A 26,822-nucleotide genomic window follows, 5' to 3' on the forward strand; every position below is an offset into this window, starting at 1 on the left:
TCAGTCGACGATGACGACCAGCACGCTGCAGGGCGAATGCTCGATCAGCGCGCCCGAGATCGAGCCGCGCCACCAGCGCGCGGCCCAGCTTTCCAGGTGCTTGTGGCCGACCACGATCAAGTCGGCGCCGATCTTCTTCGCGTACTTGGTGATCTCTTCGATGGCCTCGCCGACAAGGACTTCGCCGCGCGCGGTCCATCCGGCTTCCGAAAGGCGGCGCAAGCCGTCGTCGAGCACGCCCTGGTACTTCTTCTTCTCGCGCTCTTCCAGCTCGACGTCGTACACGCCGCCTTCGAGTCCCACGAAACTCATCGCGGACGGCATCACGGCGATCAGGTGGACTTCGGACTGCGACCAGTGCGCCACCTCGCCGCAGTCGAGCAGGGCCTTCTGCCCCGCATCGGAGCCGTCGTAGGCCAACAGGATTCGCTTGTACATGGAGTCTCCCAACCGGTGGCGGCAGGCGAAGCATAGCCGCCCTAGGGATGCGCGAGCAAGCCGGACAACACCGACGCCCCGACCGCGCGGTGCACGAAGTCCGCCAGGCCTTCGAAGACGCTGTCGAGCGACGGCGCCTCGTGCCCGAAAAGTGCGCGTACCACGCGCGCGTCCTCGAAGAGCCCGTGCAGATAGACCGCCAGCACGTTGCCGCGCGCATCCTGCCAGCCGAGCCCATCGGGGAGCACGGGTTGTCCCGCGGCCATGCCCGGATGCTGCGTGGTGTGGCCATGACGAATCTCGTAGCCTCGCGCTTCGATGCCCCGCAACGCGGACCACGCGCCGCGCACCGGCCCGAACGTCACGCTCGCGCGCCGCAGCGTCTTGGCGGGCTCGAAGCGCGTCACGAGCGGCAGCAACCCGAGGCCGGGTCCGTTGCCGTCGATGCCGTGCGGGTCGATGAGCGCTTCGCCAAGCATCTGCAAGCCGCCGCACACGCCCAGCAAGGGTGCGCCGCTCGCGGCGAACGCGGCGACGGCGCGGTCGAGCCCCTGCGCGCGCAGCCACGCGAGATCGCTCGACGTGTGCTTGGAGCCGGGCAGGACCACCCAGCCGGCATCGTCAAGCTGCGCGGGCGTGCGCGCCCAGACGACGCGAACGTTCGGGATGTGGGCGAGCGGCTGGAACTCGTCCAGATTGCTCGCGCGCGGATACGCGACGATCGCCACCACGAGCCCATCCGTGCGCGCGGCGCCGCCGGGCCCCCGGCCGCGCTCGTGGAACACCGCGTCTTCATCCGGCAACCCGTGCCCGCGCCACATCGGCAGCACGCCGACCGTGGGCACGCCCGTCAGCTCCTCGAGCTGGCGCGGCCCGGGCTCGAGCAGCGCGGCGTCGCCGCGGAACTTGTTCAGCACGAAGCCGCGCAGGCGGGAGCGGTCGCTCTCCTCGAGCAAGGCCCAGGTGCCGTACAGGTGCGCGAACGCGCCGCCGCGGTCGATGTCCGCCACGACGAGGCAGTTCGCGTCCGCATGGCGCGCCACGCGCAGGTTGACGTAGTCGCTCGCCATAAGGTTGATCTCGGCGGGCGAGCCCGCGCCCTCGATCACGACCACGTCGTTTTCCTCGCGCAGTTCGTCGAGGCAGCGCGAGACGGCGGGCCAGACGTGGCGGCCGCGCTCGCGCCACGGGATGCTCGCGAGCCGCGCGTCGGCCTGCCCCATGAGGATCACCTGGCTCGCGGTGTCCCGCTCCGGCTTCAGGAGCACCGGATTCATCCGCACGTCGGGCTCCGCGCGCGCGGCGAGCGCCTGGAAGTATTGAGCGCTGCCGATCTCGCCCACTCCGAGCGCGCCGCGTGAATTCGCGGCGCCGCTTGCCGGCAGCCCCGCGACGACACGCGCGTTGTTGCTCATGTTCTGCGCCTTGAATGGCGCGACCTTCAGGCCCTGCCTCGCATACCAGCGGCACAGCGCGGTGGCGACAAAGCTCTTGCCCGCGCCGCTGGAGGTGCCCAGCACCATGACGCAGCGGGCGCGGCTCACCGCCCGCCCTCGTGCGGCAATGCGACGAACTGCTCGCCCACCGCCTGCACGTGAATGCGGTTGGCGAACACGCGCTCGACCGCGCGATGCGTGGCGGCGTCATCGCATCCGCCGTGGTGCGCGACGCGCCCCGCTTCCAGCACCGCGAGCCGGTCGGCGTGCAGCGCCATCGTGATCTCGTGCAGCACGCTCACCGCGGTGCCGCCGCGCGCGACGTGCCGGCGCACGATGGCGAGCCAGTCCGACTGGTGCGGCGGATCGAGGCTCGCGAGCGGCTCGTCCATGAGGAGGAGCGGCGAGCGCACCGCCAGCGCCCGCGCGAGCAGCACGCGCTGCCGCTCGCCGCCCGAAAGCGACCCGAGCGGCCGGTGCCGCCACGCGCCGCATTGCGTTTCGTCCATGGCCCACCGTACCGCTTCGTGGTCCGATTCGCCGGCGGACCCGAGCCAGTCCTGGTGCGGCAGGCGCCCGAGCATCACGACGTCCTCGGCGAGCAGGTCCTCCGCGCCGCTTTCGGCCTGGCCGAGCCAGGCGATGGTGCGCGCGCGCTCGCGGTGCGCCCAATCGCGCGCGTCGCGGGAGAGCAGCGTCACGTTGCCCTGATACGGCACGAGATGCGCGAGCGCCTTCAGCAGCGTCGACTTGCCCGCGCCGTTCGGCCCGACGATGGCCGTCCAGCATCCTGGCGCGAACGCGAGATCGATGCCATGCAGGACTTCGACGCCGCCGAGCGCCACGCGGAGGCCGCGCGCTTCGAGCGCGGCGCCGATGGCCGGCGCATGCTCGCGCGCGGCACCGCGTGTGCGGGGGCCTTCGTGCGGCAGTGCGCAGTTCACGCCGGCCTCCTGTGCATCAGCCACAGCAGGTATCCGCCGCCGAGCACCGCCGTGAGGACGCCCACGGGCAGCTCGCGCGGCGCGAGCAGCCAGCGCGAAAGCACGTCGGCCGCGAGCAGCAGCACGCCCCCGGTGAGCGTGGCGAGCGGCAGCAGCCAGCGGTGCGTGGGCTTCACCCGCGCGCGCACGATGTGCGGCGCGATGAGGCCGATGAATGCGATGAGGCCCACGTGCGCGACCGAAGCGGCGGTCGCAAGCGCGATGAAGACCACGAACACGAGCCGCACGGGCCCGAGCGCCACCCCGAGGCTCATGGCCGTGAGCTCACCGAGCGCGAGTGCATCGAGCGCGCGGCTCGCGACGACGGCACCCGCGAGCACGGGCACGAGGACGACCGCGAGCACGGCCACCGCCGCCCAGCCGATGAAGCCCGTGGTGCCGAGCAGGAAAGCCTGCATGGTCCGCATCACTTCGGGCTGCCAGAACATCGCGAGCGCCGCGAACGCGCCGAACACCATGCCGACGATCACGCCCGCGAGCAGGAGCCTGAGCGTGTGCTGCACGCCCTTGGCGAGCACGAGCGTGAGCGCGACGGCCGCCATCGCGCCGACGAAGCCCGCGCCCGTGAGGCCGAGGCCGCCCACCAGGCCGCTCGCGGCGCCGGGCATCGAGCCCGTCAGGACGAGCATCACGGCCACGCCGAGCGCGGCGCCGGTCGCGCTGCCGAGGAGGTACGGATCGGCCAGCGGATTGCGAAAAAGTCCTTGCGCGAGGGCGCCCGCGAGTCCGAGCAGCGCGCCGGCGATCCATGCGCCGAGGCTGCGCGGCAGGCGGATGTCCCACAGGATCGCTTCGGCCGCCCCGTGCGCGGACCACAGCGGCTCCCAGCCGCGGCTGCCGACCGCGCCGCCGACCGCGAGCAGCGCGAGCGTGGTGGCGACGAGCGCGGCGAGGAGCGTCGCAGGCTTCACTGCGCGCCTCGCAGACACTGCGCGAGCACGCGCGCCGCTTCGGCCAGGCGCGGGCCGGGCCGCGCGACGACGTCGTCCTGCGCGGAGGTGAGTGCGCAGATGCGGCCGTCGCGGACGGCGCGGATTCGGTCCCAACCCGGCCGGTCCTTCAGGCGTTGCGCCGAGGCCTGGGACATCACGATGACTTGCGGGTCGGCGCGCACGACGAATTCGGGGTTGAGCTTCGGCACGGTACCGAGCTGCGCCGGCACGACGTCGACCGCGCCGAGGCGCGCGAGGATTTCGCCGATGTGCGAGCTCGCGCTCGCGGCGTAGCCGTCGCTCGTGATTTCGAAATACACGGTGATGCCGCGCTTGTCGGGTGGAACGCTGCGCGCGGCGGCGGCGATGCCGTCTTCGATCCGTTTCCATCCGGCGTCCGCGCGGGGCACGGCGAGCGCCTGGCCGATTTTCGTCATGACCCGGCGCACGTCGGCGAGCGTGCGGATGTCGAGTCCCATCACGTTCAGGCCGAGATCGGCGAGGCGCGCGGCGGAGCGGGAGGTCGAGCCGAGCAGGACGAGATCGGGCTTCAGAGCGACCACGCGTTCGATGCTCACGTCGTCGACGCCGCCCAGGTGCGGCAGCTCCGCGACGCGCGCGGGCCAGTTGGAAAAGCTGTCGACGCCGACGAGGCGTTCGCACGCGCCGAGTTCGCAGACGCTTTCGGTGAGAGAAGGCAGGAGGGCGACGACGCGCATCGGCGGCTGCGTGAAGGTGACGGCGCGGCCGCGGTCGTCGGTGACGTCGTAAGCGGCGTTGGCGGTCAGCGCGAACACGAGGGGCAGGAGCAGCAGAAGCAGTTTGAGCACCGTCATTGCCGCGAAGGCGGGAATCCGGGCGGCTCTCAAAATCTTCGTCATTCCCGCGAAAGCGGGAATCCAGGGCTCCCGACGTTCTGGATTCCCGCTTTCGCGGGAATGACGGCGTGGTTGTGCCTTCGTCATTGCCGCGAACGCGGGAATCCAGGGCTCACGACGCACTGGATTCCCGCTTTCGCGGGAATGACGGCGTGGTCGTGCCTTCGTCATTCCCGCGAAAGCGGGAATCCAGACGGCTCTCAAATTCTTCGTCATTCCCGCGAAAGCGGGAATCCAGGCGGCTACCGCAACCTCCGACACTCCCGCGAGAGCGCGGGAGTAACGGCGTCGTGGAACACGCTCCGCTCCGCTACCCATGCGCGCGACTCCATTCGACGATGCGCGCGTGCAGCTGCGCCACGCCGTCCGTCAACGCCGCCGGACCGGGCTGCAGAATGTCGGCCGACTTGATCTCGAAGAGCTGCCCCTCGCGCACCGCGCTCACGTCCTGCCAGCCCGCGCGCGCGACCACCCTCTCGGGCCGGAACTTCTTGCCGCACCACGAACCGAAAATGATCTCCGGATCGCGCCGCGGCACTTCCAGCGGGTCCGCGACGATGCGGTCCTTGCCGAGCGGCGCGAGCGCCTGCTCGGCGAAGCAATCGTCCCCGCCCGCGATCGCGACGAGCTCCGACACCCAGCGGATGCCGCAGATCTGCGGCTCGTCCCATTCCTCGAAGTACACGCGCGGCCGCCGCGGCAACGCGCGCCCGGCCGCTTCGATCTCGACGAGCCGCGAGCGCATCGCTTCCAGCAGCCGCAAGCCGTCCTCCGCGCGCCCGACCATCGCCGCCACCTGATACAGCATCGCGAAGATCTCGCCCACGCTGCGCTGGTTGAAGATCGTGACCTGCACGCCTTTGCGCACGAGCTCGCTCGCGATGTCCGCCTGCAGATCGGAAAACCCGAACACGCAATCGGGCTCGAGCGCGAGGATGCGGTCGATCTTCGCGCTCAGGAAAGCGCTCACCTTCGGCTTCTCCTCCCGAGCGCGGCGCGGCCGCACCGTGTAGCCCGAGATGCCGACGATGCGCGCCTCCTCGCCCAGCAGGTACAGCCATTCCGTCGCCTCCTCCGTGAGGCAGACGATGCGTCGCGGCCCGCGCGGGATCGCAGGAAGGGTCATCGGATCGCCGGCTGCCAGCTCACGCCCACGAAAACGCCGCGCCCGGGCTGGCGATAACCGTAGACAGTTTCGTAGTCGCGATCGAAAGCGTTCTCGACGCGGCCGAACACCCTCACCTGCGGCGACACGGTGTACGACGCCGTGAGGTCGAGCACGCCCCAGCCGCCGACCGTGCGGCCCCCGCGATCCAAGCGGTTGCCGCTGAAGCGCAGGTTGCCGCCGAGCTGCCAGGGCCCCATGTCGCGGTCGAGCGCGAGGTGCCCCAGCACGCGCGCGCGGCGCAGCAGGCGCGTGCCGGTGTCGACATCGCGCGGGTCCTGCGAAGTGGCGCTCGCGTTCACGCCCCAGCCGAGGATTCGTCCCGTGTAGGTCACTTCGACACCCCGGTTGCGCGCATGCCCCACGTTGACGCGGTTGAAGAAAGCATCGTTGGCGATCAGGTCGTGGTAGCGGTTCTCGAAGAGGGTCGTGCGCAATTCCTGCCCATGCGCCGCATAGCGCAGCGCGGCCTCCCACGAGCGCACGCGCTCCGGCCGCAGCGCGGGATTGCCGCCGAAGGGATAGTACAGGTCGTTGAACGTGGGCGCATTGAAGCCGGTGGACGCGGACACGCTCGCGCGCAGTTCCTTCGTGATGTCGTAGCCGTACGCGGCGAGCCACGTGTTGGCGCCGCCGAAATCGCTGTAGCGATCGTGCCGCGCATTGAGCTGCAGATGATGCGGGCCGCCCTCGAACGTGTAGCCCGCGCGGGCGCTGTCGACGTCGCGCGAATCGCTCGTGTAGACGGTGTCGCTCGTCACGTGCTGACGCTGGTGCTCGATCCCCGCGGTGATCCGATGACCCTGGGCAGGCTGCCATTGAAGACCGGCCTGGCCTCCCGTCGACTCGGAATTCACGAAGTAAGGGAATGCCGTCTCGGCCGCATCGAGCTTGTCCGCCGAGCGCGTGAGCGCCGCGTCGACGCGCAGCGAAGAAGACACGCGCAACTGCCCGTCGAGCACGGCGCCCTGCTCGACGAAGTGCGAGACGTCGCGCTGTGTCGCGGGGCCGAACTCGCTGTCGTATTCCGTCGTGCCGCGCGTCTCGCGCAACTTCAGGCCGATCCTGTGTTCGCCGATGGCCTGCGTGACCGCGAGCGAGGCCGAGCGGCGGCGATAACCATCGCGGTCGGGATCGGTCCCCGCGATCTCGTTGTGCCGGATCGCGTCGATGCCGCCGTCGCTGAGCGTGTCGAGCGTCGCGCTCAGGCCCGTGCCGGAGGCGAGCTTCACCGAGCCGGTCGCGCTCGCTTCGAAGAGACCGCGCGAGCCGCCCTGCGCGGTGAGCGTCGCCTGCGGCACCCCCGCGGGTTGCCGCGTGAAGATCTGGATCACGCCGCCGAGCGCGGCGCTGCCGTAAAGGCTCGAGACGTTGCCGCGCACGACTTCGATGCGCTCGACGTTCGCAAGCGGAATGTGTTCGAGCGCGGGCAGGCTGAAGTTCAGGTTGTTGATCGGCACGCCGTCGATGAGGACCAGCGTGTGGCGGGCCTCGCCGCCGCGGATGAAGGCGCTCGCGACGCTGCCCGCGCCGCCGCTTTGCGCGATCTCGACGCCCGCCACGCGGCGCAGGAGCGTCGCGAGGTCGGGCGTCTGCGCCGCGTCGATGTCTTCGCGGGTGATGAGCGTGGTGGCGGGCAGCGCGTCGGCCACGCGCTGCTCGGTGCGGCTCGCGCTCACGACGATGCCGGGGAGTTCGGATTGCGCGCGGGCGGCGAACGATGCGCAGGCGAGGAGCGCAACGAAAGCTGGCGCGAGCATGGGCGTGAGCACCGGCATGAGAACGGCCGGACGAAGCAGTTTCCTGTGTTTCATGTTGAACGGAAGAACGGGCGATGCGAGTCCACGCCGGCTTCCCCGCCGGCACACTGGACGAAACGGCTCGTGCGCTGGCGCGCGAGCCACCGTGTTGGCCGGTATCCGGGCTGGCGGCATCGAATCCTTCGCCTTCCCGGCATTCGCTGTTTCGGGCGAACGCCAGTGGCTTCTCGTAAAGGAAGCGGAAGCGCGCTCGAAGAGCCGCTTCCACCGCTTACCGTTGCGGGGGCAGCGCAGGTTGGCGCGTTCGCGGTGGATGCGAGCGGCTTCCTGCTTCCCGTTGAACTGCGGCATGCGAACCACACCGCGAGCACCAACGGGTCGATTCTAGTTGGAAACCTGCAACAAAAACCCACGGAACCCTACAATCGCCCAATGGCCAGTGCGTCACAGATGGAGCAACTCGTCGAGCGCGTGGAACGCCTGCTGGTGCGCTACGAGGAGCTTCAACGCACGAACGAACTGCTCGCCGAACAGGTGGACTTGCTCACGCAGGAACGCGATTCGCTGAAGTCGCGCCTCGCGGCCGCGCGCGCGCGCGTGGAAGCCCTGCTCGAACGCCTGCCCGAAATCAAGTCCGCCGCATGATCATGGCGCTGAAGCAAGTCGAAGTGCAGATCATGGGGCAGAGCTACCTGCTCGGTTGCCCCGAAGGGGGCGAGCAGCGCCTGCTCGAAGCCGTGGAGCGCGTGGACACCGCCATGTGCAGGATTCGCGATGCGGGCAAGGTGAAAGCGCGCGACCGCATCGCGGTGCTTGCAGCGCTCAACCTGGCATTCGACGTGAGCGAGCGAAGCGCGCCTGCGTCGGCACACGCAACGGCGTTCGCGGCGAGCGAAGCCGTGGCCGTGCAGGACGATCCGCGGCTCGCGTCCATCATCGGCCGGCTCGACACCGCGCTCGGGGACGACGGGCGGCTGATCTGACGGCGGCGGCGAAGCTGCTGCTCTGTCCGGTCTGTCTCAACGAGCGCGGGTCGCTTCGGCCTCGCTCTTGATCCTCTCGATGAAGGCGAGCAGTTCCTCGGGCGTCTTGCCGAATGCGGCGGCGAACTCCAGGAAAGGCCGGTGCTTGCGCGCCGCTTCGATCGTCAACGTTGCCGGCAGGATCCGGTCGAGGTCGGGCGTGCGTTGCGCGATTGCGCGTCGCAGGGAAAGTTCGATGGCCCCGAAGACTCTGGCGCGTTCCTGGGCGACCGCACCGCCACTCCGCGGATTGTCCCATTCCCCGATGTGCGCCTGCCAGATTTTCGCTTCGACAAGGCAGGCAGCGGCCTGGTTGCCCAGCCTGCCGGGCCTGCCGCCGCAAAGCCCGTACAGCTGCATGTCCCGATTGGCGCGCAGCGCCTGCAGCCTCGTTCGCACCTCCTGGCGCTTCCCGTCGCCGGGTGGCGACCCTTCGAGGCCCCTCTCCGAAGATGGCGCTGGCCAATTGAGAGCGGACACCTTCTCGTCGGCGAAGAAAACGGTGGTCTGCACCATGGCCTCGCCCGCAAGGTCGGTGTCGGGACTGTCTTTGCCTGCGAGCCTTGCGGCATGGCAGGCGTTCTCGCGCGCTTTCACCACCTCCTGCCTCACGGCGTCTGCCGCGATGCGGAACGCGCGCCAAGCCTCTCGCGCGTCCTTGCTCTGCATCGGCTGCGAATACAGCTCGCGCAGCCTGGCACGCACGAGGATGCGCAGCGCCTGCGTGGCGATCTTCGGGTCGTAAACCATGCGGAGATCCTCGTCGTGAGTCTCCCGCTCCAGCGCCCGGGAGGCGGACTCGGCCGCATCGTGGTAATGCCCTGTCTGGTATTGTTGCATCGCCATCGCGAGCTCCCTCGCGGCGCGAGTAGCCACGGGCGGTGCAACGGTCGCTCTCGATGCAATGTGAGGGGTCGCGTCCGCATTCACGCTCGAGGAGCTGCTTCGCCGCGGGAGGACTTCCGAGGCCGTGGACGCACGAGATCGTTCGCGCGGATTCGCCGGCTGGCACGGCAGAAAGGAAAATCTCGCGCACATGGCTGCGGCAAAGAATCGCAAGCGTGTCACTCCTTGGTTCTGTTGGCGGCGCGCAGACGATGCGCTCGACGCCCGAATGGGTCCCGGCCCCGGGGTTCGGCTACTCGGTAACGCGGTGCGCCGATTCGTTCCCGAGATGCCGACGAACGGACTTGCCCGGCGCGAAGCGCGTGCCTTGCCGGCGCGCGGCAAGTCCAGTTGAGCTTCGTCATGGCGCTGTCAAGTACCACTCGTCCCCACGCGGAATTTCGCGCCGATCCCTCGCGCAGCGCGCGCCGAGCGCCTAGAATGGATTTCGTCTGCAGTGCGTATCGGGCTTTATATTTCCTTGAACCAATGCTCTTTGAGCGAGGGCCTGGAACATCGCTGGCGAGCGTGATCGTCTCGCGTCAGATGAACCCAACGCCAAGCTGACCTAGCCCACCTGAACCCCGGTTCAGGATGCGGGTCCGGTGGCACTACAGACGCCTATTCCAGCGGGCTGCCGGCGTTCGGCAGCCCGCTTTTCCTTGGGCGCGCGGCGCAGCGCCCTTCGCGAATCCCTTCGCCGAATCCCTTCGCCGAATCCCTTCCCTTTTCCCCCGCCGTAAGGACAATGTCCGCATTGCGACGAACCACGGCAAAGGTGGCTCCCATGTCCGAACTCGAAGGCCGTTTCAGTGTGCTGCGCAACTCCGCGAACGCGGCGGCGGCCGCCGCCATCGAACAGCACGTGCGCGACGCGCCGGACGAAGCGCTCAACCGCATCAACGTGATCGACTTCGCGCGCGAGCACGGCGTGCCCGTGGAAAAGGCCCTCGACGGCTTCCTGCACGCTTCGCGCCTGGGCCTCTTCGAAATGCAGTGGAACATCCTCTGTCCCGGCTGCGGCGGCGTGCTCAATTCCAACGCCACGCTGCAATCGGTCCATCAGCACGACTACATGTGCTCGATCTGCGCCCGAGGCTACGAGCCGAGCCTCGACGAGATGGTGGAAGTGTCCTTCACCGTGAGCCCGCGCGTTCGCAAGATCGCCGCGCACACCCCGCACCAGCTGCCGATCTGGGAGTACTTCCGCCAGATGTACTGGGCCTCGGCGCTGCGGATGCCGAGCGCCGCGGAATTCGAGACGCTGATGCACAGAATGGTGCTCGACTGGACGGAACTCGGCCCCGGCGAAAAGGGCAGCATGTCGGTGCAGCTGCCGCCCGACGCGTTCGTGATCCTCTTCGAGCCGGTGGCGCACGCGGCCGTGTTCATCGAGGTGCAGGGCGAAGCCACGCGCGAGCGGCGCGAACTCTCCACCGTCTTCAACCGCGTGCAGGCACCCACGGGCAAGCACACGCTGCAGCCGGGGCCCCTCAGGCTCGCGCTGGAAAACCGCACCGATTCGCGCGTGCTGCCGGTGCTTTTCATCGCCAACGACGATCTGCACGACATGATGGGCAAGCGCAGGAACTTCCTCACGGCCAAGCGCCTGCTCACGCATCAGACCTTCCGCGATCTCTTCGGCGCGGACACGCTCGCCGTCGACCAGCGCCTGAAGATCACGAATCTCACGTTCGTCTTCACCGACCTGAAGGCCTCCACCGAACTCTACGAGCGCGTGGGAGACCTCGCCGCCTACGATCTCGTGCGCGCGCACTTCGGCGTGCTCGGCAAGGTGGTGGCCGAGCAGTCGGGCGCGGTCGTGAAGACCATCGGGGATGCGGTGATGGCGACCTTTCCATCCTCGGACCGCGGGATGGAGGCGGTGCTGCGCATGCGCGAATCGATGCGGCGGCTGAACGACGAGCGGGGGCGCGAGGACCTGCTGCTGAAGATCGGCATCCACGAAGGGCCGTGCCTCGCGGTCACGCTGAACGAGCGGCTCGACTACTTCGGCCAGACGGTGAACGTGGCCTCGCGTGTGCAGGGGCTCGCGACGTCGCAGTCGATCTTCGCGACCGAGCCCGTGATCCGCTACGAGCCCACGGCCGAACTGCTTGCGCGCGAGGGGCTGAGCCCCGTGCCCCGGCGGTGTTCGCTGAAGGGGATCAGCGACGAGCTGACGGTGTACGAGATCGCGTGAGTCGTTCCACCCATGCGGCAGCAGGCGAGTCTTTCTCCCTCTCCCTCCGGGAGAGGGCTGGGGTGAGGGCTGGGGTAGAGAGCCGAGGTGATGGAGCAACTCCCCTTCTGCCGCGCAATCCCCGTTTGCTATCCTTGCGTCCAACACGCCAACGATGTTTTCGCAACCCCAGCTCGTTTTCGAACTCGCCGTGCTCGGCATGGGCGTCGGCCTGCTGTCCGGGCTGCTTGGCATCGGCGGCGCGATGGTGATGGTCCCCGCCCTCACCTTCATCCTCACCGACAAGGGCTATCCGCACGAATACACCGTGAAGGCCGCCGTCGCGACTTCGCTCGCGACGATCTGCTTCACCTCGCTTTCTTCCGTTCGTGCGCACCACCGCCGCGGCGCGGTGCGCTGGGACATCTGGAAGGTCCTCGCGCCCGGCATCCTCGTCGGCTCGCTCGCGGGCGCGCAAGGCGCGGTGGCATTGCCCGGCAACTCGCTCGGACTTCTTTTCGCGGTGTTCGTCGCATTCTCGGCAACGCAGATGCTTGTGGGCCGCAAACCCGGGGCGCATCACCGGCCGCTGCCGGGCGCCTTCGGAACGTTCGCCGCGGGCACCGTGATCGGCGTCGCCTCGGCACTCGTCGGCGCGGGCGGCGCCTTCGTCTCGGTGCCGTTCTTGACCTGGTGCAACGTGGGCATCCACGAGGCCGTGGCCACGTCCGCGGCGCTCGGCTTTCCGATCGCGCTCGCGGGCACCATCGGCTATCTCTGGGCGGGACGCGAACTGGCAAGCCAGGGGCCGGGCACGTTCGGCTATCTCTACCTGCCGGGGCTTCTCTTCATCTCCCTCGCGAGCGTCGTCCTCGCGCCGCTCGGCGCGAGGATCGCGCACAGCCTGGACGTGAAGCCGCTGCGCCGCGGGTTCGCGGTGATGCTCTATGGCGTCTCGCTCTACTTCTTCCTGAGATGACGGATTGCGCAATGACCCACACGGCCCGAGACGTCCGATGAAACTCGCCATCACCGGCCAGCAGGAATTCGGCCGCGCCGTGTTCCAGGCCTTCCGGGCACGCGGCGACGAAGTCGCGGGCGTGTTCTGCGAGCCCGACAAGCCCGGTGCGAAGAAGGACGCGCTGCGCGATGAGGCGCAAGCGCAGGGCGTGCCCGTGTTCCAGTTCCCGAGCCTGCGCTCCAGCCTCGCGCAGCAGGCGCTGCGCGACCTCGACGTGGACATCGGCATCATGGCCTACGTGCTGCAGTTCGCGCCGCAGGCGTTCGTCGGCATTCCGCGCTTCGGCACGATCCAGTATCACCCCTCGCTGCTGCCGAAGCATCGCGGGCCGTCGTCCATCAACTGGCCTATCGCGCTTGGCGAAACGATGACGGGCATCACGATCTTCCGCCCCACCGACGGCCTCGACGAAGGCCCCGTGATCCTGCAGAAGTCCTGCGTGATCGGCCCCGACGACACGCTGGGCGACGTCTACTTCGGCAAGCTCTTTCCGATGGGCGTCGCCGCGCTGCTCGAAGCCGCGGACCTCGTGCTGGCGCACCGGCACGAGGAGAAGATTCAGGACGAGTCGCAGGCCGGCTACGAAGGCTGGTTCACCGAGGCGGAAGCCCGCATCCACTGGGCGCAGCACGTGGACATCGTCCACAACCTCATCCGCGCGTGCAATCCCGCGCCGGGCGCGTGGTGCGAACTGGCCGGCGTGCGCGTGCAGGTGTACGACGTGCGCAAGCACCCGGTGCGAAACTTCGCGGCGGTCGCCGGCAAGCCGGGCGAGATCGCCGCCGTGACCGAGGACTCCATCGAGGTGAACGCCAATGGCGGACGCATCGAAATCCTGCGGCTGCGGCCGCAGGGCGGCAGCAAGATGAGCGCGGGAGAATTCGCGAAACTGCGCGGGCTGCGCGGGCTGCGCGGGCCCGCGAACAACGAAGAAGAAGTCTCGGGAGGCTTGGCTTTCGAAGGTGGGCGCGACCGCGATCGGACGGCCCACGGGCGCTAGGCGCGGCGCCTGCGCGCAACCGCCTCGTTTCCAAGCGCCGCATCGATCTGCTGCGCCCCTTCCTTCAACAGGAACTCCTTGAAAGCCTGCGCCACGGGCGGCAGGCGCTTCGTGCGCCGGTGCACCACGTACCAGTTCAGCATCAACGGAAAACCCTGCACGTCGAGCACCGCGAGCGCGCCCGAATGCTTCTCGCGGCTCACCGTGTGCGCGGAAAGGAAGCTGATCCCCATCCCCGCGATCACGGCCTGCTTCACCGTCTCCATGCTCTTGATCCGCATCGCCATGTTCAGCTGCTCGATGCGCTCGCCGAAGGCTTCCACCATGGAGTTCCACGTGTCCGAACCCTTCTCGCGCACGATGAAGGGCTCGCTCGCCAGGCGCGACACCGGAATCTTCCTGCGTCCCACGAGCGGATGATCGGGCGCGGCGACGATGACGTAGGGATGCGGTGCGAACGGCTCCGCGAGCATGTCGGCATCCACCGGCGGCCTCACCATGATGGCGAGGTCCGTCTGGTTCGCATCGAGCTCGGCGAGAAGTTCCTCGCGGTTGCACACGCCGAAGTTCAGCGTGACGCCCGTGTGGCGCCTCGCGAATTCGACGAGCAGGCGCGGGAAGAAATAGTCGCCCGCGCTGATCACCGACACGTTCAGCCGCCCGCCCGACACGCCCTTGTACTGGGCCATCGCCTCTTCGGCTTCCTTGAACTTCTGAATGATCTCGCGGCTCGACTGCAGCATCTGCGCTCCCGCCGGCGTGAGGTGGATCTTCTTGCCGAGCTGCTCGAAGAGGTGCATGCCGGCATGTTCCTCGAGCTTCCTCACCTGCGCGGAAACGGCCGGCTGCGTGAGATGCAGTTCGTCCGCGGCACGCGAGAAGCTGCGATGCCGCGCCACGGCTTCGAAGACCTTCAGCTGGCGCAGGGTGGCGTTCCTCATGGGCGGGAACTATAACGCCCGGCTAATGCAGATCCCAAAAAGGTTTGACTGTTCTTTATTGTCATCGCTGCCTACAGTGGGCTCACACGGATGGACCCGAACACAGGAGAGACGACGATGCTCGCAGCGATCCAGGACAACGATCTCCTCGACGACCTCGAAGCCGAGACGACGCGCCAGGCGTACAACGCAGCCTTCGAACAGCTGGGCCTCGGCTGGCACTGGGACCCGGTCACCTACGCGTGCCTGCCGCGCGGCGCGGCGGGCGTGCGGGCCTACATCGAACAGCACCACCCGCATCTGCTGCGGGCCTACGACGCCGAGTTCCTCGCGAACGCCGTGGAATCGACGCGGCTGCGCTGCGTCGCGGACGCAACGGCTCGCGCCCCGCACGGCCGCCTCGCCTGAAGCGCGGTATGGCGGCGCAGCACTGGGTGCGGTTCGCCGAGGCCGATCGCACGGGCTTCGGACGGCTGGAAGGCGGCCTGATCCGCGTCTTCCGCGGCGACATGTTCGATCATCCCGTCGACACGTCGCGCGTCGTGGCGCGCGCGGCGGTGCGGCTGCTTGCGCCTGTGCAGCCGGGCAAGGTGATCGCGTTGTGGAACAACTTCCACCAGCTGCGCGAAAGGCTCGGGCTTGCCGTGCCCGAGGAGCCCCTCTACCTCATCAAATCGCCGAACTCCTACCTCGCACCGGGTGAGACGATCCGCTGTCCGCGCATCGAAACGAAGGTCGTCTTCGAAGGCGAACTCGCGATCGTGATCGGCCGCACGGCGAAGCACGTGCCGCGCGAAGAGGCGATGCGGCACGTCTTCGGCTACACGATCGCCAACGACGTGACCGCCGCCGACATCCTGAACAAGGACGCGTCGTTCACGCAGTGGGTACGCGCGAAGGGCTACGACACCTTCTGCCCCTTCGGCCCCGCGGTGGCCACAGGGCTCGACGCGTCGAAGCTGCGCGTGAAGACGCGCCTCGACGGCGTGGTGCGACAGGACTATCCCGCAAGCGACATGCGCTTCGGCGTCGAAGAACTCGTGAGCCGCATCTCCTTCGACATGACGCTCGACCCCGGCGATCTGATCCTCTGCGGCACGTCGGTGGGGGTCGGCTCGATGAAGCCGGGCAGCCTCGTCGAAGTGGAGATCGAAGGCATCGGCACGCTCGCGAACCGGATCGAACCTTGAGGAGTTCCTCACCATGAAGATCGCCATCGTCGGCGCCGGTGCCATCGGCGGCCTGGTGGGCGCGAGGCTCGCCCTCGCGGGCGAAGACGTCACGCTCGTCGTGCGCGGGCAGACGCTCGCGGCCATCCGCGCCCACGGCCTGAAGCTCATCGAGCAGGACGGGACCGCGCGCGAGATCCGCAACGTCCGCGCCACCGACGACTACGCGGCCGCGGGAGCGCAGGACCTCGTCATCGTCGCCGTCAAGGCCCATCAGCTCGAAGCCGTCGCCCACAGGCTGCCCGCGCTGCTCGGCGCCGACACGCCGGTCGTGACGATGCAAAACGGCATTCCCTTCTGGTACTTCCACAAGCATGGCGGTCCGCTCGAGGGGCGGCAGGTGCTGAGCGTCGATGCGCCCGTGCCGATAGCACACAGCATCGCGCCCGATCGCGTGATCGGCTGCGTCGTGTACCCGGCGGCCGAAGTGGTCTCCCCCGGCGTCATCCGCCACGTGGAAGGCGACCGCTTTCCGGTCGGCGAACTCGACGGCCGTGTGACGGCGCGCGTGGAAAGCGTCTCGCAATGTTTCCAGCGCGCGGGCTTCAAGTCGCCCGTGCTTGCCGACATCCGCGCGGAGATCTGGCTCAAGCTCTGGGGCAACCTCAGCTTCAATCCCATCAGCGGCCTTTCGCACGCCACGCTTGCGGACATCTGCGGCTTCGCGCTCACGCGCGAGCTCGCGGCCAACATGATGCGCGAAGCGCAGTCCGTGGCCGAGCGGCTCGGCATCACGCTGCGCGTGCCGCTCGAAAAACGCCTCGCGGGCGCGGAGAAGGTGGGGCACCACAAGACGTCGATGCTGCAGGACATCGAGGCCGGGCGCGAGCCCGAGGTCGATGCGCTCGTCGGCTCCGTCGTCGAACTCGCGCGCATCTCGCAGACGCCGACGCCGCACATCGACGCGGTCTACGCGCTCGTGAAGCTGCTTGCGCACAAGATGGCGGGGGCCGGCGCGCAGGTGCGGCTGCAGGGGGTTTTCCCCAGTCGTTGACCGCGGTCAAGAAGAGCGCGGCCAACGCGAACCGAGAATCGCCTTTCGATTTTCGCGATGCCTTTCAACACAAAACAGGAGACAAGCGGATGACGAAGACTTTGGGTGCGACGCAATTCGACGCTGCCGCGGCGGGCACGGACCTCGTGAAGAGCGCGAGCCCCGCCTATCGCTGGGGCCAGCTCGCGATGGGCATCGTGTGCATGGCGATGATCGCGAACCTCCAGTACGGCTGGACGCTTTTCGTGAATCCGATCGCGGACAAGTTCCACTGGACGAGGGCTGCGATCCAGGTCGCATTCAGCATCTTCGTGCTCACCGAAACCTGGCTCGTGCCGGTCGAGGGTTATCTCGTCGACCGTTTCGGTCCGCGCGCGGTGGTGATGGGCGGCGGCATCCTGTGCGGGCTCGGCTGGCTCATCAACGGCTTCGCCGACTCGCTCGCCCTCCTCTACATCGGCGCGGCGGTGGGCGGCATCGGTGCGGGCGCCGTGTACGGCACTTGCGTCGGCAACGCGCTCAAGTGGTTTCCCGATCGCCGCGGGCTCGCAGCCGGCCTCACGGCCGCGGGCTTCGGCGCGGGCTCCGCGCTCACCGTGATCCCGATCTCCGCGTACATCAAGTCGCACGGCTACGAAGCGGCCTTCATCAACTTCGGACTCGCGCAGGGCCTGATCGTGTTCGTGCTCTCGTGGATGCTCACGCGCACGCCCGAAACGCGCAAGGCCGCGACTTCGGCGAGGATTCAGCAGACCCGCCGCGACTACACGCCCGGCGAGATGGTGAGGAAGCCCGTCTTCTGGGTGATGTACGCGATGTTCGTGCTCGTGGGCGCGGGCGGCCTCATGGCCGTTGCGCAGCTCGCGCCGATCGCAAAGGACTTCCGGATCGCCGACGTGCCCGTGAGCCTCGCGGGCCTCACGCTGCCCGCGCTCACGTTCGCGCTCGCGATCGACCGCGTGCTCAACGGCGTGACGCGCCCTTTCTTCGGCTGGGTCTCCGATCAGATCGGCCGCGAACTCACGATGCTGATCGCGTTCGGCCTCGAAGCCCTGGGCATCCTCGCGCTGTGGAAGTTCGGCACGGACCCGGTGGCGTTCGTCGTGCTCACGGGACTCGTCTTCTTCGCGTGGGGTGAGATCTACAGCCTCTTTCCTTCCACGTGCGCGGACACGTTCGGCTCGAAGTACGCGGCGGCCAACGCGGGAGTGCTCTACACCGCGAAGGGCACGGCGTCGCTGCTCGTGCCGCTTTCGAGCGTGCTGGTCGCCATGACGGGCGGATGGCAATCGGTCTTCATCGCCGCATCGATCATGAACGCGGCGGCCGCGCTGATGGCGTGGTTCGTGCTGCGCCCGATGCGGCGGCGCCAGATCGAACGATCGCAGCACTCGTCCTGAGTAGGGACAAACCCGATTTCATGACCTCGGTCAAGAGAAACCGGGAATGCACGGCCGGAGAATCACGACGCCGCAATCATGCCGGCGCACCGCCGGCTGCTGCAAGCAGGAGACAAAGCATGAAATGGACAACAGCTCATCCGGCCCGCGCGATGGCAGCGGGCATGGCAGCAGCGGCCCTTCTTGCCGCACCCGCCGCGCACGCGGCGTGGGAACCCACCAAGCCCGTCGAATTCGTCGTGCCCGCGGGCACGGGCGGCGGCGCCGACCAGATGGCGCGGCTCATCCAGGGCATCGTCGCCAAGCACAACCTGATGAAGGAGCCGATGGTCGTCGTGAACAAATCCGGCGGCGCGGGCGCCGAAGGATTTCTCGACGTGAAGGACGCGAAGGGCGATCCGCACAAGCTGGTCGTGACGCTCTCGAACCTCTTCACCACGCCGCTCGCAACCGGTGTCCCGTTCAACTGGCGCGACATGACGCCGGTGGCGATGATGGCGCTCGACAACTTCGTGCTGTGGGTCAACGCCGACACGCCCTACCAGAACGCGAAGCAGTATCTCGACGCGGTGAAGGCGGCCGGCCCGAACAAGTTCAAGATGGGCGGCACGGGCTCCAAGCAGGAAGACCAGATCCTCACGGCCGGCATCGAGCAGTCGACCGGCACGAAATTCATCTACGTGCCGTTCAAAGGCGGCGGCGAAGTCGCCGTGCAGCTCGTGGGCAAGCACATCGACTCCACCGTCAACAACCCGATCGAGGCCGTCGCGCAATGGCGCGCCGGAAAGCTGCGGGCCTTGTGCGTCTTCGACGAGAAGCGCATGCCCTACCCCGCCAAGATCACCGACAAGCAGTCGTGGCAGGACGTGCCCACGTGCACGGAGGCGGGCGTGCCCACCACGTACACGATGCTGCGCGGCATCTTCATGCCGCCGGGCGTGACGGCTGAGCAGAAGCAGTTCTTCGTGGACCTCCTGAAGAAGGTGCGTGCCACGCCGGAATGGAAGGACTACATGGAAAAGGGCGCGTTCAACCAGTCGTACATGGACGGCGACAAGTACTTCGAATGGCTCGGCCGCGCGGAGCAGCATCACCGGGAACTCATGAAGCAAGCCGGCTTCATGGCGAAGTGACGCGCGCCCGACATGAGCGACATCGAACGTTCCGATTCACCTGAACGGCGCGGCGTTGCGACCTGGATCGTGGAGGGCGCAGTCGCCCTCCTCATCCTCGCGTTCGGCCTCACCGTGATCTTCGGCAGCAGGAAGCTCGGCTCGGGCTGGACCAGCGACGGGCCGGGCGCCGGGTACTTTCCGTTCTATATCGGCCTCATTCTCAGCGTCTCGTCGCTCGGGACGCTGTGGCAGACGGTCATCGCGAAACGCAACACCGAAATCTTCGTGGACCACGAGCAGCTGAAGCAGGTGCTTGTCGTGTTCATCCCGGGGCTCGTGTACGTGCTCGCCGTGCGGTTCCTCGGCCTGTACGTCGCCTCTTCGATCTACATCGCGGGCTTCATGATCGTGCTCGGCAAGTATTCGCCCGTGAAAAGCATCGTCGCCGCGGTCGCGATCGGCGCGATCTTCTTCGCGATGTTCGAAGTCTGGTTCAAGGTGCCGCTCTACAAGGGCACGCTCGATCCCCTCTCCTTCCTGGGCTACTAGAAGCAGAAGAACAAGATGACGGAATTCGGCGCCCTCTTTCACGGCTTCGCGGTCGTCCTCACGCCGGTGAACCTGATGCTGATGCTCGTGGGCATCGGCCTGGGCGTGCTGATCGGCGTGCTGCCGGGTCTCGGCGGCGCCAACGGCGTCGCGATCCTCTTGCCGCTCACCTTCTCGATGTCGCCGACCTCGGCGATCATCATGCTGTCTTGCATCTACTGGGGCGCGCTCTTCGGCGGCGCCATCACCTCCATCCTCTTCAACATCCCGGGCGAGCCGTGGTCGGTGGCGACCACTTTCGACGGCTACCCGCTCGCGCAGAAGGGCCAGGCGGGGCAGGCCCTCACCGCCGCGTTCACCTCGTCGTTCGTGGGCGCCTTCGTCGCGGTGGTGATGATCACCTTCCTCGCGCCGCTGGTGGCGAAGTTCGCGCTCGAATTCGGCCCGCCCGAATTCTTCGCCGTGTACCTGCTCACGTTCTGCAGCTTCGTCGGCATGGGCAAGGGCTCGCCGTTCAAGATCCTCGCGTCGATGGGTATCGGCTTCTCGCTCGCGGCGGTGGGCATGGACACCGTCACCGGGCAGCTTCGCCTCACCTTCGGGCTGGAAGACCTGATGCGCGGCTTCGACTTCCTGATCGCGGTGATCGGCCTCTTCGGCATCGGCGAGATACTGCTGTCGATGGAAGAGGGCCTCGCCTTCTCCGGCAAGAGCGCGAAGATCAATCCGAAGGTCGTGTTCGAAACCTGGGCGCAGCTGCCGAAATACTGGGTCACTTCGGTGCGCAGCGCGCTCGTGGGCATCTGGATGGGCATCACCCCCGGCGGCGCGACGCCCGCATCCTTCATGAGCTACGGGCTGGCGAAGAAGATGTCGCGCGACGGCGCGAAGTTCGGCACCGGCCAGCTCGAAGGCGTGATCGCGCCCGAGACCGCGGCGCACGCCGCGGGCACGAGCGCCCTGCTGCCGATGCTGGCACTCGGCATCCCGGGCTCCCCCACGGCCGCGGTGCTCCTGGGCGGGCTCCTGATCTGGGGCCTGCAGCCCGGGCCGCTTCTTTTCGTCGAGCAGAAGGATTTCGTGTGGGGCTTGATCGCCTCGATGTACCTCGGCAACCTCGCGGGGCTGATCGTCGTGCTCACGACGGTGCCGCTTTTCGCCGCGATCCTGCGCATCCCGTTTTCGATCATCGCGCCGGTGATCGTGGTGATCTGCGCGATCGGCGCGTACACCGTTCACAACGCGATGCTCGACATCTGGCTCATGATGATCTTCGGCGCCATCGGCTACGTGTTCAAGAAGCTCGACTATCCGCTCGCGCCGCTCGTGCTCGCGCTCGTGCTCGGCGACAAGGCCGAGGATTCGTTCCGCCAGGCCATGCTGGTGTCGCAGGGCGACCTCTCGATCATGTTTTCCAACGCGCTCGTGGGCTCGATCACCGGGCTCGCACTGGTCCTGCTCGTGTGGCCGCTGCTGTCGAAACTCGTGCGCAGGATCCGCAATCCGAAGCCGGCCGCGTTCGCGGCCGAGCAGCCGGTGGACTGACTTCAAGGAAAACCGATGCCGGTCATCGCGCTCACGCATGAGATGGGGTCGCTCGCGAAGGACATCGCCCTCGAGCTCGGGAAGGTCGCGGGGCTCGCCGTGCTGAGCCACGAGGTCGAGGACAACGTTGCGGGCCGCATGCAGGTGGCCACGAGCGTGATCCGGCGCGTGCGCGAGGGCAAGGCGGGTCTCGTGGAGCGAATGTCCACCGACGGCCGCCAGTTCGCGATCTACACCGCCGAGGAGGTCTATGCGCTCGCCGAACGCGGCAACGTCGTGCTGCGCGGCTGGGGCGCGACCATGCTCCTCGCGCCCGTCTCGCACGTGGTGCGCGTGCGCGTCACGCGGCCTTTCGACTCGCGCGTGCGCTGGGTGATGGAGCACCTCGGCACGGACGATCGCGATTTCGCCGAGAACGAAGTGCGCCGCAGCGACAACGCGCACGCGGCTCGCATGCACGCGACCTTCGGCGTGAACTGGGGCGACCCGCAGCTCTACGACCTCGTGCTCAATACCGAGCGGATCGGCGTGGAAAGCGGCGCGACGCTGATCCTCGCGCTCGCCGCGCGGGCGGAATTTCAGGAAACGGATGGTTCGCGCGCGGTGCTCGCGGGTCTCGCGCTTTCGTCGCGCGTGCGCGCGGCGCTGAAGGCGAACGAAGCCACGCGCGATGTCGACGTGAACATCGACTCGAGCGGCGGCAAGGTGGTGCTGAGTGGAATCGTGCTGAACGAGGCGCAGAAGGTGCAAGCCGCGCGCGTCGCAGCCGGCGTGGCGGGCGTGGCGAGCGTCGACGACCGGCTGCGTGTGATGGCGATGCGCAGGTTCACGTATTCGAAGACCTGAGCGCTTTTCAGATCTTGCCGCGCTGCTTGAGCCGCGAAAGCGTCTCCGCCGCGACGTTCAGATAGGACGCGAGTTCCTTCTTGGGAATGCGGTCGAAGAGGTCCGGGTGCTTGCGCATGAACCGCTTGAAGCGCCCGGGCGCATCCAGCAGGTGCAGGGTGATCGTGTGCGCCATGACTTCGCTCATGTGATGCATCACCTCGTATTCGAAAGTTTGTTTGAGCCCCGGATGGCGCTCGATGAAAGCCACCCAGTCGCGCAGCGCGAGCTTCGCGACGCGCGCCCGGGTCACGCACACGATGCTGTAGGGCGCGGGCGTGCCGAGCCGCCAGGCCGCGTAGCTCGTTTCCATCTCGCCTTCGTGGGCGAAGCGCAGGATCATCTCCTTGGCTTCCTGGTTGGCAACGACGCGCTTCAGGATGCCTTCGAGGATGAAGTACTGCTCCATCTCGTGCACGCCTTGCTGCAGGAGCCCTTCGCCTTTCTGGCAGTCGACCACCACCAGGTGCGGCTCGAGCTCGGCCATCTGCGCGGCGGTCATGCCCTTCAGCACGACGTTGTGCGCGAGCTGAACGCGGATCACGTTTCGCTCAGGATGGTTTTCTATGGAGGCCATCGGAATGCGCGGCGAATTTTTCGAAAATTGACCGCAGTCAAGAGGGATTGCGAAGGGCGATTCCTATCATAGCCGTCATCCAGACGAGGGCTTTGCCATGACCAGCGACACGACCGAACAGGCAACGACGACCGACGGGTTTCACCTCGTGATCGATTCGCTCAAGCTGAACGGCATCGACACGATCTACGCGCTGCCCGGAATCCCCATCACCGACTTCCTGCGCATGGCGCAGGCCGAGGGCATGAAGGTGATTTCGTTCCGGCACGAACAGCACGCGGGCAACGCCGCGGCCGCGGCCGGCTTCATCACCGGCCGGCCGGGCATCTGCTTCACCGTCTCCGCGCCGGGCTTCCTGAACGGACTCACGGCACTCGCGAACGCGACCACCAACTGCTTTCCGATGATCCTCGTCTCGGGGTCGAGCGAACGCGAGATCGTCGACCTGCAGCAAGGCGACTACGAAGAAATGGACCAGCTCGCGATCGCCAAGCCCCTTTGCAAGGCGGCGTTTCGCGTGCTGCACGCCGAAGACATCGGCGTGGGCATCGCGCGCGCGATCCGCGCCGCGGTGTCCGGCCGGCCCGGCGGCGTCTATCTCGACTTGCCCGCGAAACTCTTCGCGCAGAGCATTTCGCGCCAAGCCGGGGAGCAGTCGCTCGTGAAGGTCGTCGATCCGGCGCCCAGGCAGATTCCCGCGCCCGAGGCGGTGAGCCGCGCGGTGGAGCTCCTGAAGAGCGCGAAGAAGCCGCTCGTGATTCTCGGCAAGGGCGCGGCGTATGCGCGCGCCGACGAGGAGATCCGCACGTTCGTCGAGCGCACGGGCGTGCCGTACCTGCCGATGTCGATGGCCAAGGGACTTCTTGCCGACACGCATCCGCAGTGCGCCTCGGCCGCGCGATCGTTCGTGCTGGCCGAAGCCGACGTGGTGATGCTGGTCGGCGCGCGGCTGAACTGGCTGCTCTCGCACGGCAAGGGCAAGACCTGGGGCGCGGCCTCGGCCAAGGAGCCGACGAAGGCGAAGTTCATCCAGCTCGACATCTCGCCCACGGAAGCGGACAGCAACGTCGCGGTCGCGGCCCCCGTGATCGGCGACATCGGCTCCTGCATGGCGGCACTCAACGCGGCGATCGGCACGGGCTTTGCGAAGCCGGGCGCCGAGTGGACCGGCGCGATCGCGGAGCGCAAGGACAGGAACCTCACCAAGATGGCGGAGACGCTCGCGAAGAATTCATCGCCGATGAGCTTCCAGAGCGCGCTCGGCATCGTGCGCGAGAAGATGCGGGAGCGGCCGGACGCCTACCTCGTGAACGAAGGCGCGAACACGCTCGACTTCGCGCGCTCCATCGTCGACATGTATGAGCCGCGCAAGCGTCTCGACGTGGGGACGTGGGGCATCATGGGCATCGGCATGGGCTATGCGGTGGCCGCTGCCGTCGAATCGAAGGGCAAGCCCGTTGTCGCGGTGTGCGGCGACAGCGCGTTCGGCTTTTCCGGCATGGAGGTGGAAACGATCTGCCGCTACAACCTGCCGGTGTGCGTCGTCGTGTTCAACAACAACGGCATCTACCGCGGCACCGACGTGAATCCGCGCGGCACGGAAGTCGCGCCGACCGTGTTCGTGAAGGATGCGAAGTACGAATTGCTGATGCAGGCCTTCGGCGGACATGGCGTGCGCGCCGAGACGCCGCAGGAGCTGAAGGCCGCGATCGACGAGGCGGTGGCCTCGGGGCGGCCGACGCTCGTGAACGCGATCATCGATGAGACGGCCGGGACCGAGAGTGGCCGCATCACGAACCTGAATCCGGCCGCGGCGAAGAAGAAATGAGCGTGGTTCGCGCGGATGCGCTGGGGTGAGAAATAAATGTCCGTCGTCCTCGCGAAAGCGGGGACCGGGTGAGAAATGAGTGACCGTCGTCCTCGCGAAAGCGGGGACCCAGTGGCTTTCGCTGGAACAGACGCTGGATTCCCGCGTGCGCGGGAATGACGGGAAGCTTACGGGAATGACGGGAAGCTTACGGGAATGACGGTACTGCGGAAATGACACCCAGGCGCGGCGACAGACTTTCAAACATCGAAAAGGAATCTGAGAAATGGGCAAAGCACTCGAAGGCGTGAAGATCCTCGACTTCACCCACGTCCAGTCCGGTCCGACCTGCACGCAGCTGCTGGCCTGGTTCGGCGCCGACGTGATCAAGGTGGAAAAGGCGGGCGAAGGCGACGTGACGCGCCAGCAGCTGCGCGACATCGACGGCGTGGACAGCCTCTACTTCACGATGCTCAACCACAACAAACGCTCCATCACGCTCGACACCAAGAACCCCAAGGGCAAGGAAGTGCTGATCGAGCTCATCAAGCACTGCGACGTGCTGGTGGAGAACTTCGCGCCCGGCGCGCTCGACCGCATGGGGCTCACCTGGGAGCACATCCACAAGCTCAACCCGCGCATGATCGTCGCCTCGGTGAAGGGCTTCGGCCCCGGACCGTACGAGGACTGCAAGGTCTACGAGAACATCGCGCAGTGCGCGGGCGGCTCGGCCTCGACGACTGGCTTCCGCGACGGCCCGCCGCTCGTGACCGGCGCGCAGATCGGCGACAGCGGCACCGGGCTGCATCTCGCGCTCGGCATCGTCACGGCCCTCTATCAGCGCATGCGGACGGGCCGTGGGCAGAGGGTGCTCGCGGCCATGCAGGACGGCGTCCTGAATCTGGCGCGCGTGAAGCTGCGCGACCAGCAGCGGCTCAAGCACGGCCCGCTGAAGGAATACAGCCAGTATGGCGAGGGCATTCCGTTCGGCGAGGCGACGCCGCGCGCCGGCAATGACTCGGGCGGCGGCCAGCCCGGCTGGATCCTCAAGTGCAAGGGCTGGGAGACCGATCCCGACTCCTACATCTACTTCATCACGCAGGCGCCGGTGTGGGGTGAGATCTGCGATCTGATCGGCAAGCCGGAGTGGAAGACCGATCCGGACTACGCGACGCCGAACGCGCGCCTGCCGCGCCTGAAGCACATCTTCCACACGATCGAGCAGTGGACGATGACCATGACCAAGTTCGAGGTCATGGAGAAGTGCAATGCCGTCGACATTCCGGTCGGACCGATCCTGTCGATGAAGGAGATCGCCGAGGAGCCCTCGCTGCGGGCGACTGGCACCGTCGTCGAGGTGGATCATCCGACGCGCGGCAAGTATCTGACCGTCGGCAATCCGATCAAGCTGTCGGATAGCCCATGCGAGGTGAAGCGCTCGCCGCTGCTCGGCGAGCACACCGAGGAAGTCTTGTCGAAGGTGCTCGGCTATTCGGCGGCGGAAGTCGCCGAGATCAAGGGCTCCGGCGCCGTCACGCCGCCCGAGAAGGGCGCAAGAGCCGAGGCGGCTTAAGCTACTGATGCCGCTCGTCCTCGCGGAAGCGGGGACCCAGTGCTTGGCCAAAGAGCTGGATGCCCGCTTTCGCGGGCATGAGCGGAGTGTGAGTTGGGAGGAATAGCAAATGCGTATCGTGGTGCACGGCCAGCAGGCCTTCGGCAAGGCGGTGCTCGAAGCGCTCTTGAAGCGCGGCGAGGACGTGGTCGCCGTCTACGTGGCGCCGACGAAGCCTGGCGCGAAAGCGGACCCGCTGCTCGACGCCGCGCTGAAGGCGAACCTGCCGGTGTTCCAGCCCGACAATTACAAGAAGCCCGAGGTGTGGGAGCAATTCCGTGCACTCAAGCCTGACCTGCAGGTGATGGCCTTCGTCACGCTGTTCGTGCCGGAGGACTTCCTCAACATCCCGACGCACGGCTCGATCCAGTATCACCCCTCGCTCCTGCCCGCCTATCGCGGTGCAAGCGCGATCAACTGGCCGATCATCAAGGGCGAGAAGGAA

At 67.4% G+C, this 26,822-nt stretch carries 26 protein-coding genes and 1 riboswitch; of the genes, 16 read left to right on the top strand and 10 right to left on the bottom strand.

What is annotated here, in order from left to right:
* From VHA82_RS13005 to VHA82_RS13035, 7 genes are all read right to left on the bottom strand, one after another.
* Window positions 1-438, bottom strand: coding sequence for a universal stress protein (locus tag VHA82_RS13005; RefSeq protein WP_325544261.1), 438 nt, complete (start codon window positions 436-438; stop codon window positions 1-3).
* A gap of 41 nt (window positions 439-479) precedes the next feature.
* Window positions 480-1,961: a cobyric acid synthase gene (locus VHA82_RS13010; protein WP_325544308.1), complete on the bottom strand. Its 1,482-nt coding sequence runs from the start codon at window positions 1,959-1,961 to the stop codon at window positions 480-482.
* 17 nt (window positions 1,962-1,978) lie between these two features.
* Window positions 1,979-2,752: an ABC transporter ATP-binding protein gene (locus VHA82_RS13015; RefSeq protein WP_325544310.1), complete on the bottom strand. Its 774-nt coding sequence runs from the start codon at window positions 2,750-2,752 to the stop codon at window positions 1,979-1,981.
* Window positions 2,753-2,814: 62 nt separating this feature from the next.
* Window positions 2,815-3,789, bottom strand: a complete 975-nt coding sequence (locus tag VHA82_RS13020; protein WP_325544263.1) for an iron ABC transporter permease — start codon at window positions 3,787-3,789, stop codon at window positions 2,815-2,817.
* Window positions 3,786-4,646: a helical backbone metal receptor gene (locus VHA82_RS13025; protein ID WP_325544265.1), complete on the bottom strand. Its 861-nt coding sequence runs from the start codon at window positions 4,644-4,646 to the stop codon at window positions 3,786-3,788. Before VHA82_RS13025 ends, VHA82_RS13020 begins: the two co-directional genes overlap by 4 nt.
* Before the next feature lie 352 nt (window positions 4,647-4,998).
* Window positions 4,999-5,814 (bottom strand): ABC transporter substrate-binding protein, encoded by an 816-nt coding sequence (locus tag VHA82_RS13030; protein WP_325544267.1) that lies wholly within the window; start codon window positions 5,812-5,814, stop codon window positions 4,999-5,001.
* The gene (locus tag VHA82_RS13035; RefSeq protein WP_325544269.1) at window positions 5,811-7,667 is read right to left on the bottom strand and encodes a TonB-dependent receptor domain-containing protein; all 1,857 of its coding nucleotides are present in this window, start codon (window positions 7,665-7,667) and stop codon (window positions 5,811-5,813) included. Before VHA82_RS13035 ends, VHA82_RS13030 begins: the two co-directional genes overlap by 4 nt.
* Window positions 7,668-7,746: 79 nt before the next feature.
* Window positions 7,747-8,003, bottom strand: a riboswitch (cobalamin riboswitch).
* Window positions 8,004-8,045: 42 nt separating this feature from the next.
* On the opposite strand from VHA82_RS13035, the gene VHA82_RS13040 reads away from it, so the two are divergent.
* A complete protein-coding gene (locus VHA82_RS13040) occupies window positions 8,046-8,258 on the top strand; it encodes a DUF904 domain-containing protein (RefSeq protein WP_325544271.1) in 213 nt (70 codons plus the stop codon).
* A gap of 8 nt (window positions 8,259-8,266) precedes the next feature.
* Window positions 8,267-8,596 (top strand): cell division protein ZapA, encoded by a 330-nt coding sequence (locus tag VHA82_RS13045; RefSeq protein WP_325544312.1) that lies wholly within the window; start codon window positions 8,267-8,269, stop codon window positions 8,594-8,596.
* Between the two features lie 36 nt (window positions 8,597-8,632).
* Here the strand turns inward: VHA82_RS13045 and VHA82_RS13050 are convergent, their stop codons facing one another.
* Window positions 8,633-9,481 (bottom strand): hypothetical protein, encoded by an 849-nt coding sequence (locus tag VHA82_RS13050; RefSeq protein WP_325544273.1) that lies wholly within the window; start codon window positions 9,479-9,481, stop codon window positions 8,633-8,635.
* Between the two features lie 826 nt (window positions 9,482-10,307).
* Here VHA82_RS13050 and VHA82_RS13055 point away from each other — a divergent pair.
* From VHA82_RS13055 to VHA82_RS13065, 3 genes are all read left to right on the top strand, one after another.
* A complete protein-coding gene (locus VHA82_RS13055) occupies window positions 10,308-11,723 on the top strand; it encodes an adenylate/guanylate cyclase domain-containing protein (protein ID WP_325544275.1) in 1,416 nt (471 codons plus the stop codon).
* A 154-nt stretch (window positions 11,724-11,877) separates the two neighbouring features.
* A complete protein-coding gene (locus VHA82_RS13060; protein WP_325544277.1) occupies window positions 11,878-12,681 on the top strand; it encodes a sulfite exporter TauE/SafE family protein in 804 nt (267 codons plus the stop codon).
* A 37-nt stretch (window positions 12,682-12,718) separates the two neighbouring features.
* Window positions 12,719-13,723 (top strand): methionyl-tRNA formyltransferase, encoded by a 1,005-nt coding sequence (locus VHA82_RS13065; RefSeq protein ID WP_325544279.1) that lies wholly within the window; start codon window positions 12,719-12,721, stop codon window positions 13,721-13,723.
* Here VHA82_RS13065 and VHA82_RS13070 read toward each other — a convergent pair.
* Window positions 13,720-14,664 (bottom strand): LysR family transcriptional regulator, encoded by a 945-nt coding sequence (locus VHA82_RS13070; RefSeq protein WP_325544281.1) that lies wholly within the window; start codon window positions 14,662-14,664, stop codon window positions 13,720-13,722. The two genes, VHA82_RS13065 and VHA82_RS13070, sit on opposite strands and share 4 nt — an antisense overlap.
* Window positions 14,665-14,781: 117 nt before the next feature.
* On the opposite strand from VHA82_RS13070, the gene VHA82_RS13075 reads away from it, so the two are divergent.
* From VHA82_RS13075 to VHA82_RS13110, 8 genes are all read left to right on the top strand, one after another.
* Window positions 14,782-15,072 (top strand): hypothetical protein, encoded by a 291-nt coding sequence (locus VHA82_RS13075; protein ID WP_325544283.1) that lies wholly within the window; start codon window positions 14,782-14,784, stop codon window positions 15,070-15,072.
* 8 nt (window positions 15,073-15,080) lie between these two features.
* Window positions 15,081-15,854, top strand: coding sequence for a fumarylacetoacetate hydrolase family protein (locus tag VHA82_RS13080; RefSeq protein WP_325544285.1), 774 nt, complete (start codon window positions 15,081-15,083; stop codon window positions 15,852-15,854).
* 13 nt (window positions 15,855-15,867) lie between these two features.
* Entirely contained in the window at window positions 15,868-16,887 is a 1,020-nt protein-coding gene (locus VHA82_RS13085) for a 2-dehydropantoate 2-reductase (protein WP_325544287.1), read from the top strand.
* Between the two features lie 188 nt (window positions 16,888-17,075).
* Window positions 17,076-18,287, top strand: coding sequence for an oxalate/formate MFS antiporter (oxlT, locus tag VHA82_RS13090; protein WP_414708650.1), 1,212 nt, complete (start codon window positions 17,076-17,078; stop codon window positions 18,285-18,287).
* A 119-nt stretch (window positions 18,288-18,406) separates the two neighbouring features.
* Window positions 18,407-19,420, top strand: coding sequence for a Bug family tripartite tricarboxylate transporter substrate binding protein (locus VHA82_RS13095; RefSeq protein ID WP_414708649.1), 1,014 nt, complete (start codon window positions 18,407-18,409; stop codon window positions 19,418-19,420).
* A gap of 12 nt (window positions 19,421-19,432) precedes the next feature.
* Window positions 19,433-19,951 carry a tripartite tricarboxylate transporter TctB family protein gene (locus VHA82_RS13100; RefSeq protein ID WP_325544291.1) on the top strand — a complete coding sequence of 173 codons (519 nt, stop codon included), beginning with the start codon at window positions 19,433-19,435 and terminating at the stop codon, window positions 19,949-19,951.
* 15 nt (window positions 19,952-19,966) lie between these two features.
* Complete coding sequence (locus tag VHA82_RS13105) at window positions 19,967-21,496, top strand: tripartite tricarboxylate transporter permease (RefSeq protein ID WP_325544293.1); 1,530 nt, start codon at window positions 19,967-19,969, stop codon at window positions 21,494-21,496.
* Between the two features lie 15 nt (window positions 21,497-21,511).
* Complete coding sequence (locus VHA82_RS13110) at window positions 21,512-22,342, top strand: cytidylate kinase family protein (RefSeq protein WP_325544295.1); 831 nt, start codon at window positions 21,512-21,514, stop codon at window positions 22,340-22,342.
* Between the two features lie 7 nt (window positions 22,343-22,349).
* Here the strand turns inward: VHA82_RS13110 and VHA82_RS13115 are convergent, their stop codons facing one another.
* Window positions 22,350-22,958 (bottom strand): Crp/Fnr family transcriptional regulator, encoded by a 609-nt coding sequence (locus VHA82_RS13115; protein ID WP_325544297.1) that lies wholly within the window; start codon window positions 22,956-22,958, stop codon window positions 22,350-22,352.
* Window positions 22,959-23,055: 97 nt separating this feature from the next.
* Here VHA82_RS13115 and oxc point away from each other — a divergent pair, with 97 nt between their 5' ends.
* The 3 genes from oxc to VHA82_RS13130 all read left to right on the top strand — a co-directional run.
* Window positions 23,056-24,786 (top strand): oxalyl-CoA decarboxylase, encoded by a 1,731-nt coding sequence (gene oxc, locus VHA82_RS13120; protein WP_325544300.1) that lies wholly within the window; start codon window positions 23,056-23,058, stop codon window positions 24,784-24,786.
* A 265-nt stretch (window positions 24,787-25,051) separates the two neighbouring features.
* Window positions 25,052-26,338 carry a formyl-CoA transferase gene (gene frc / locus VHA82_RS13125; protein ID WP_325544302.1) on the top strand — a complete coding sequence of 429 codons (1,287 nt, stop codon included), beginning with the start codon at window positions 25,052-25,054 and terminating at the stop codon, window positions 26,336-26,338.
* 109 nt (window positions 26,339-26,447) lie between these two features.
* The coding region (locus tag VHA82_RS13130; protein ID WP_325544304.1) for a methionyl-tRNA formyltransferase at window positions 26,448-26,822 on the top strand (375 nt) is incomplete at its 3' end.

The organism is Ramlibacter sp. (assembly GCF_035548915.1).
Classification (GTDB): domain Bacteria; phylum Pseudomonadota; class Gammaproteobacteria; order Burkholderiales; family Burkholderiaceae_C; genus Ramlibacter.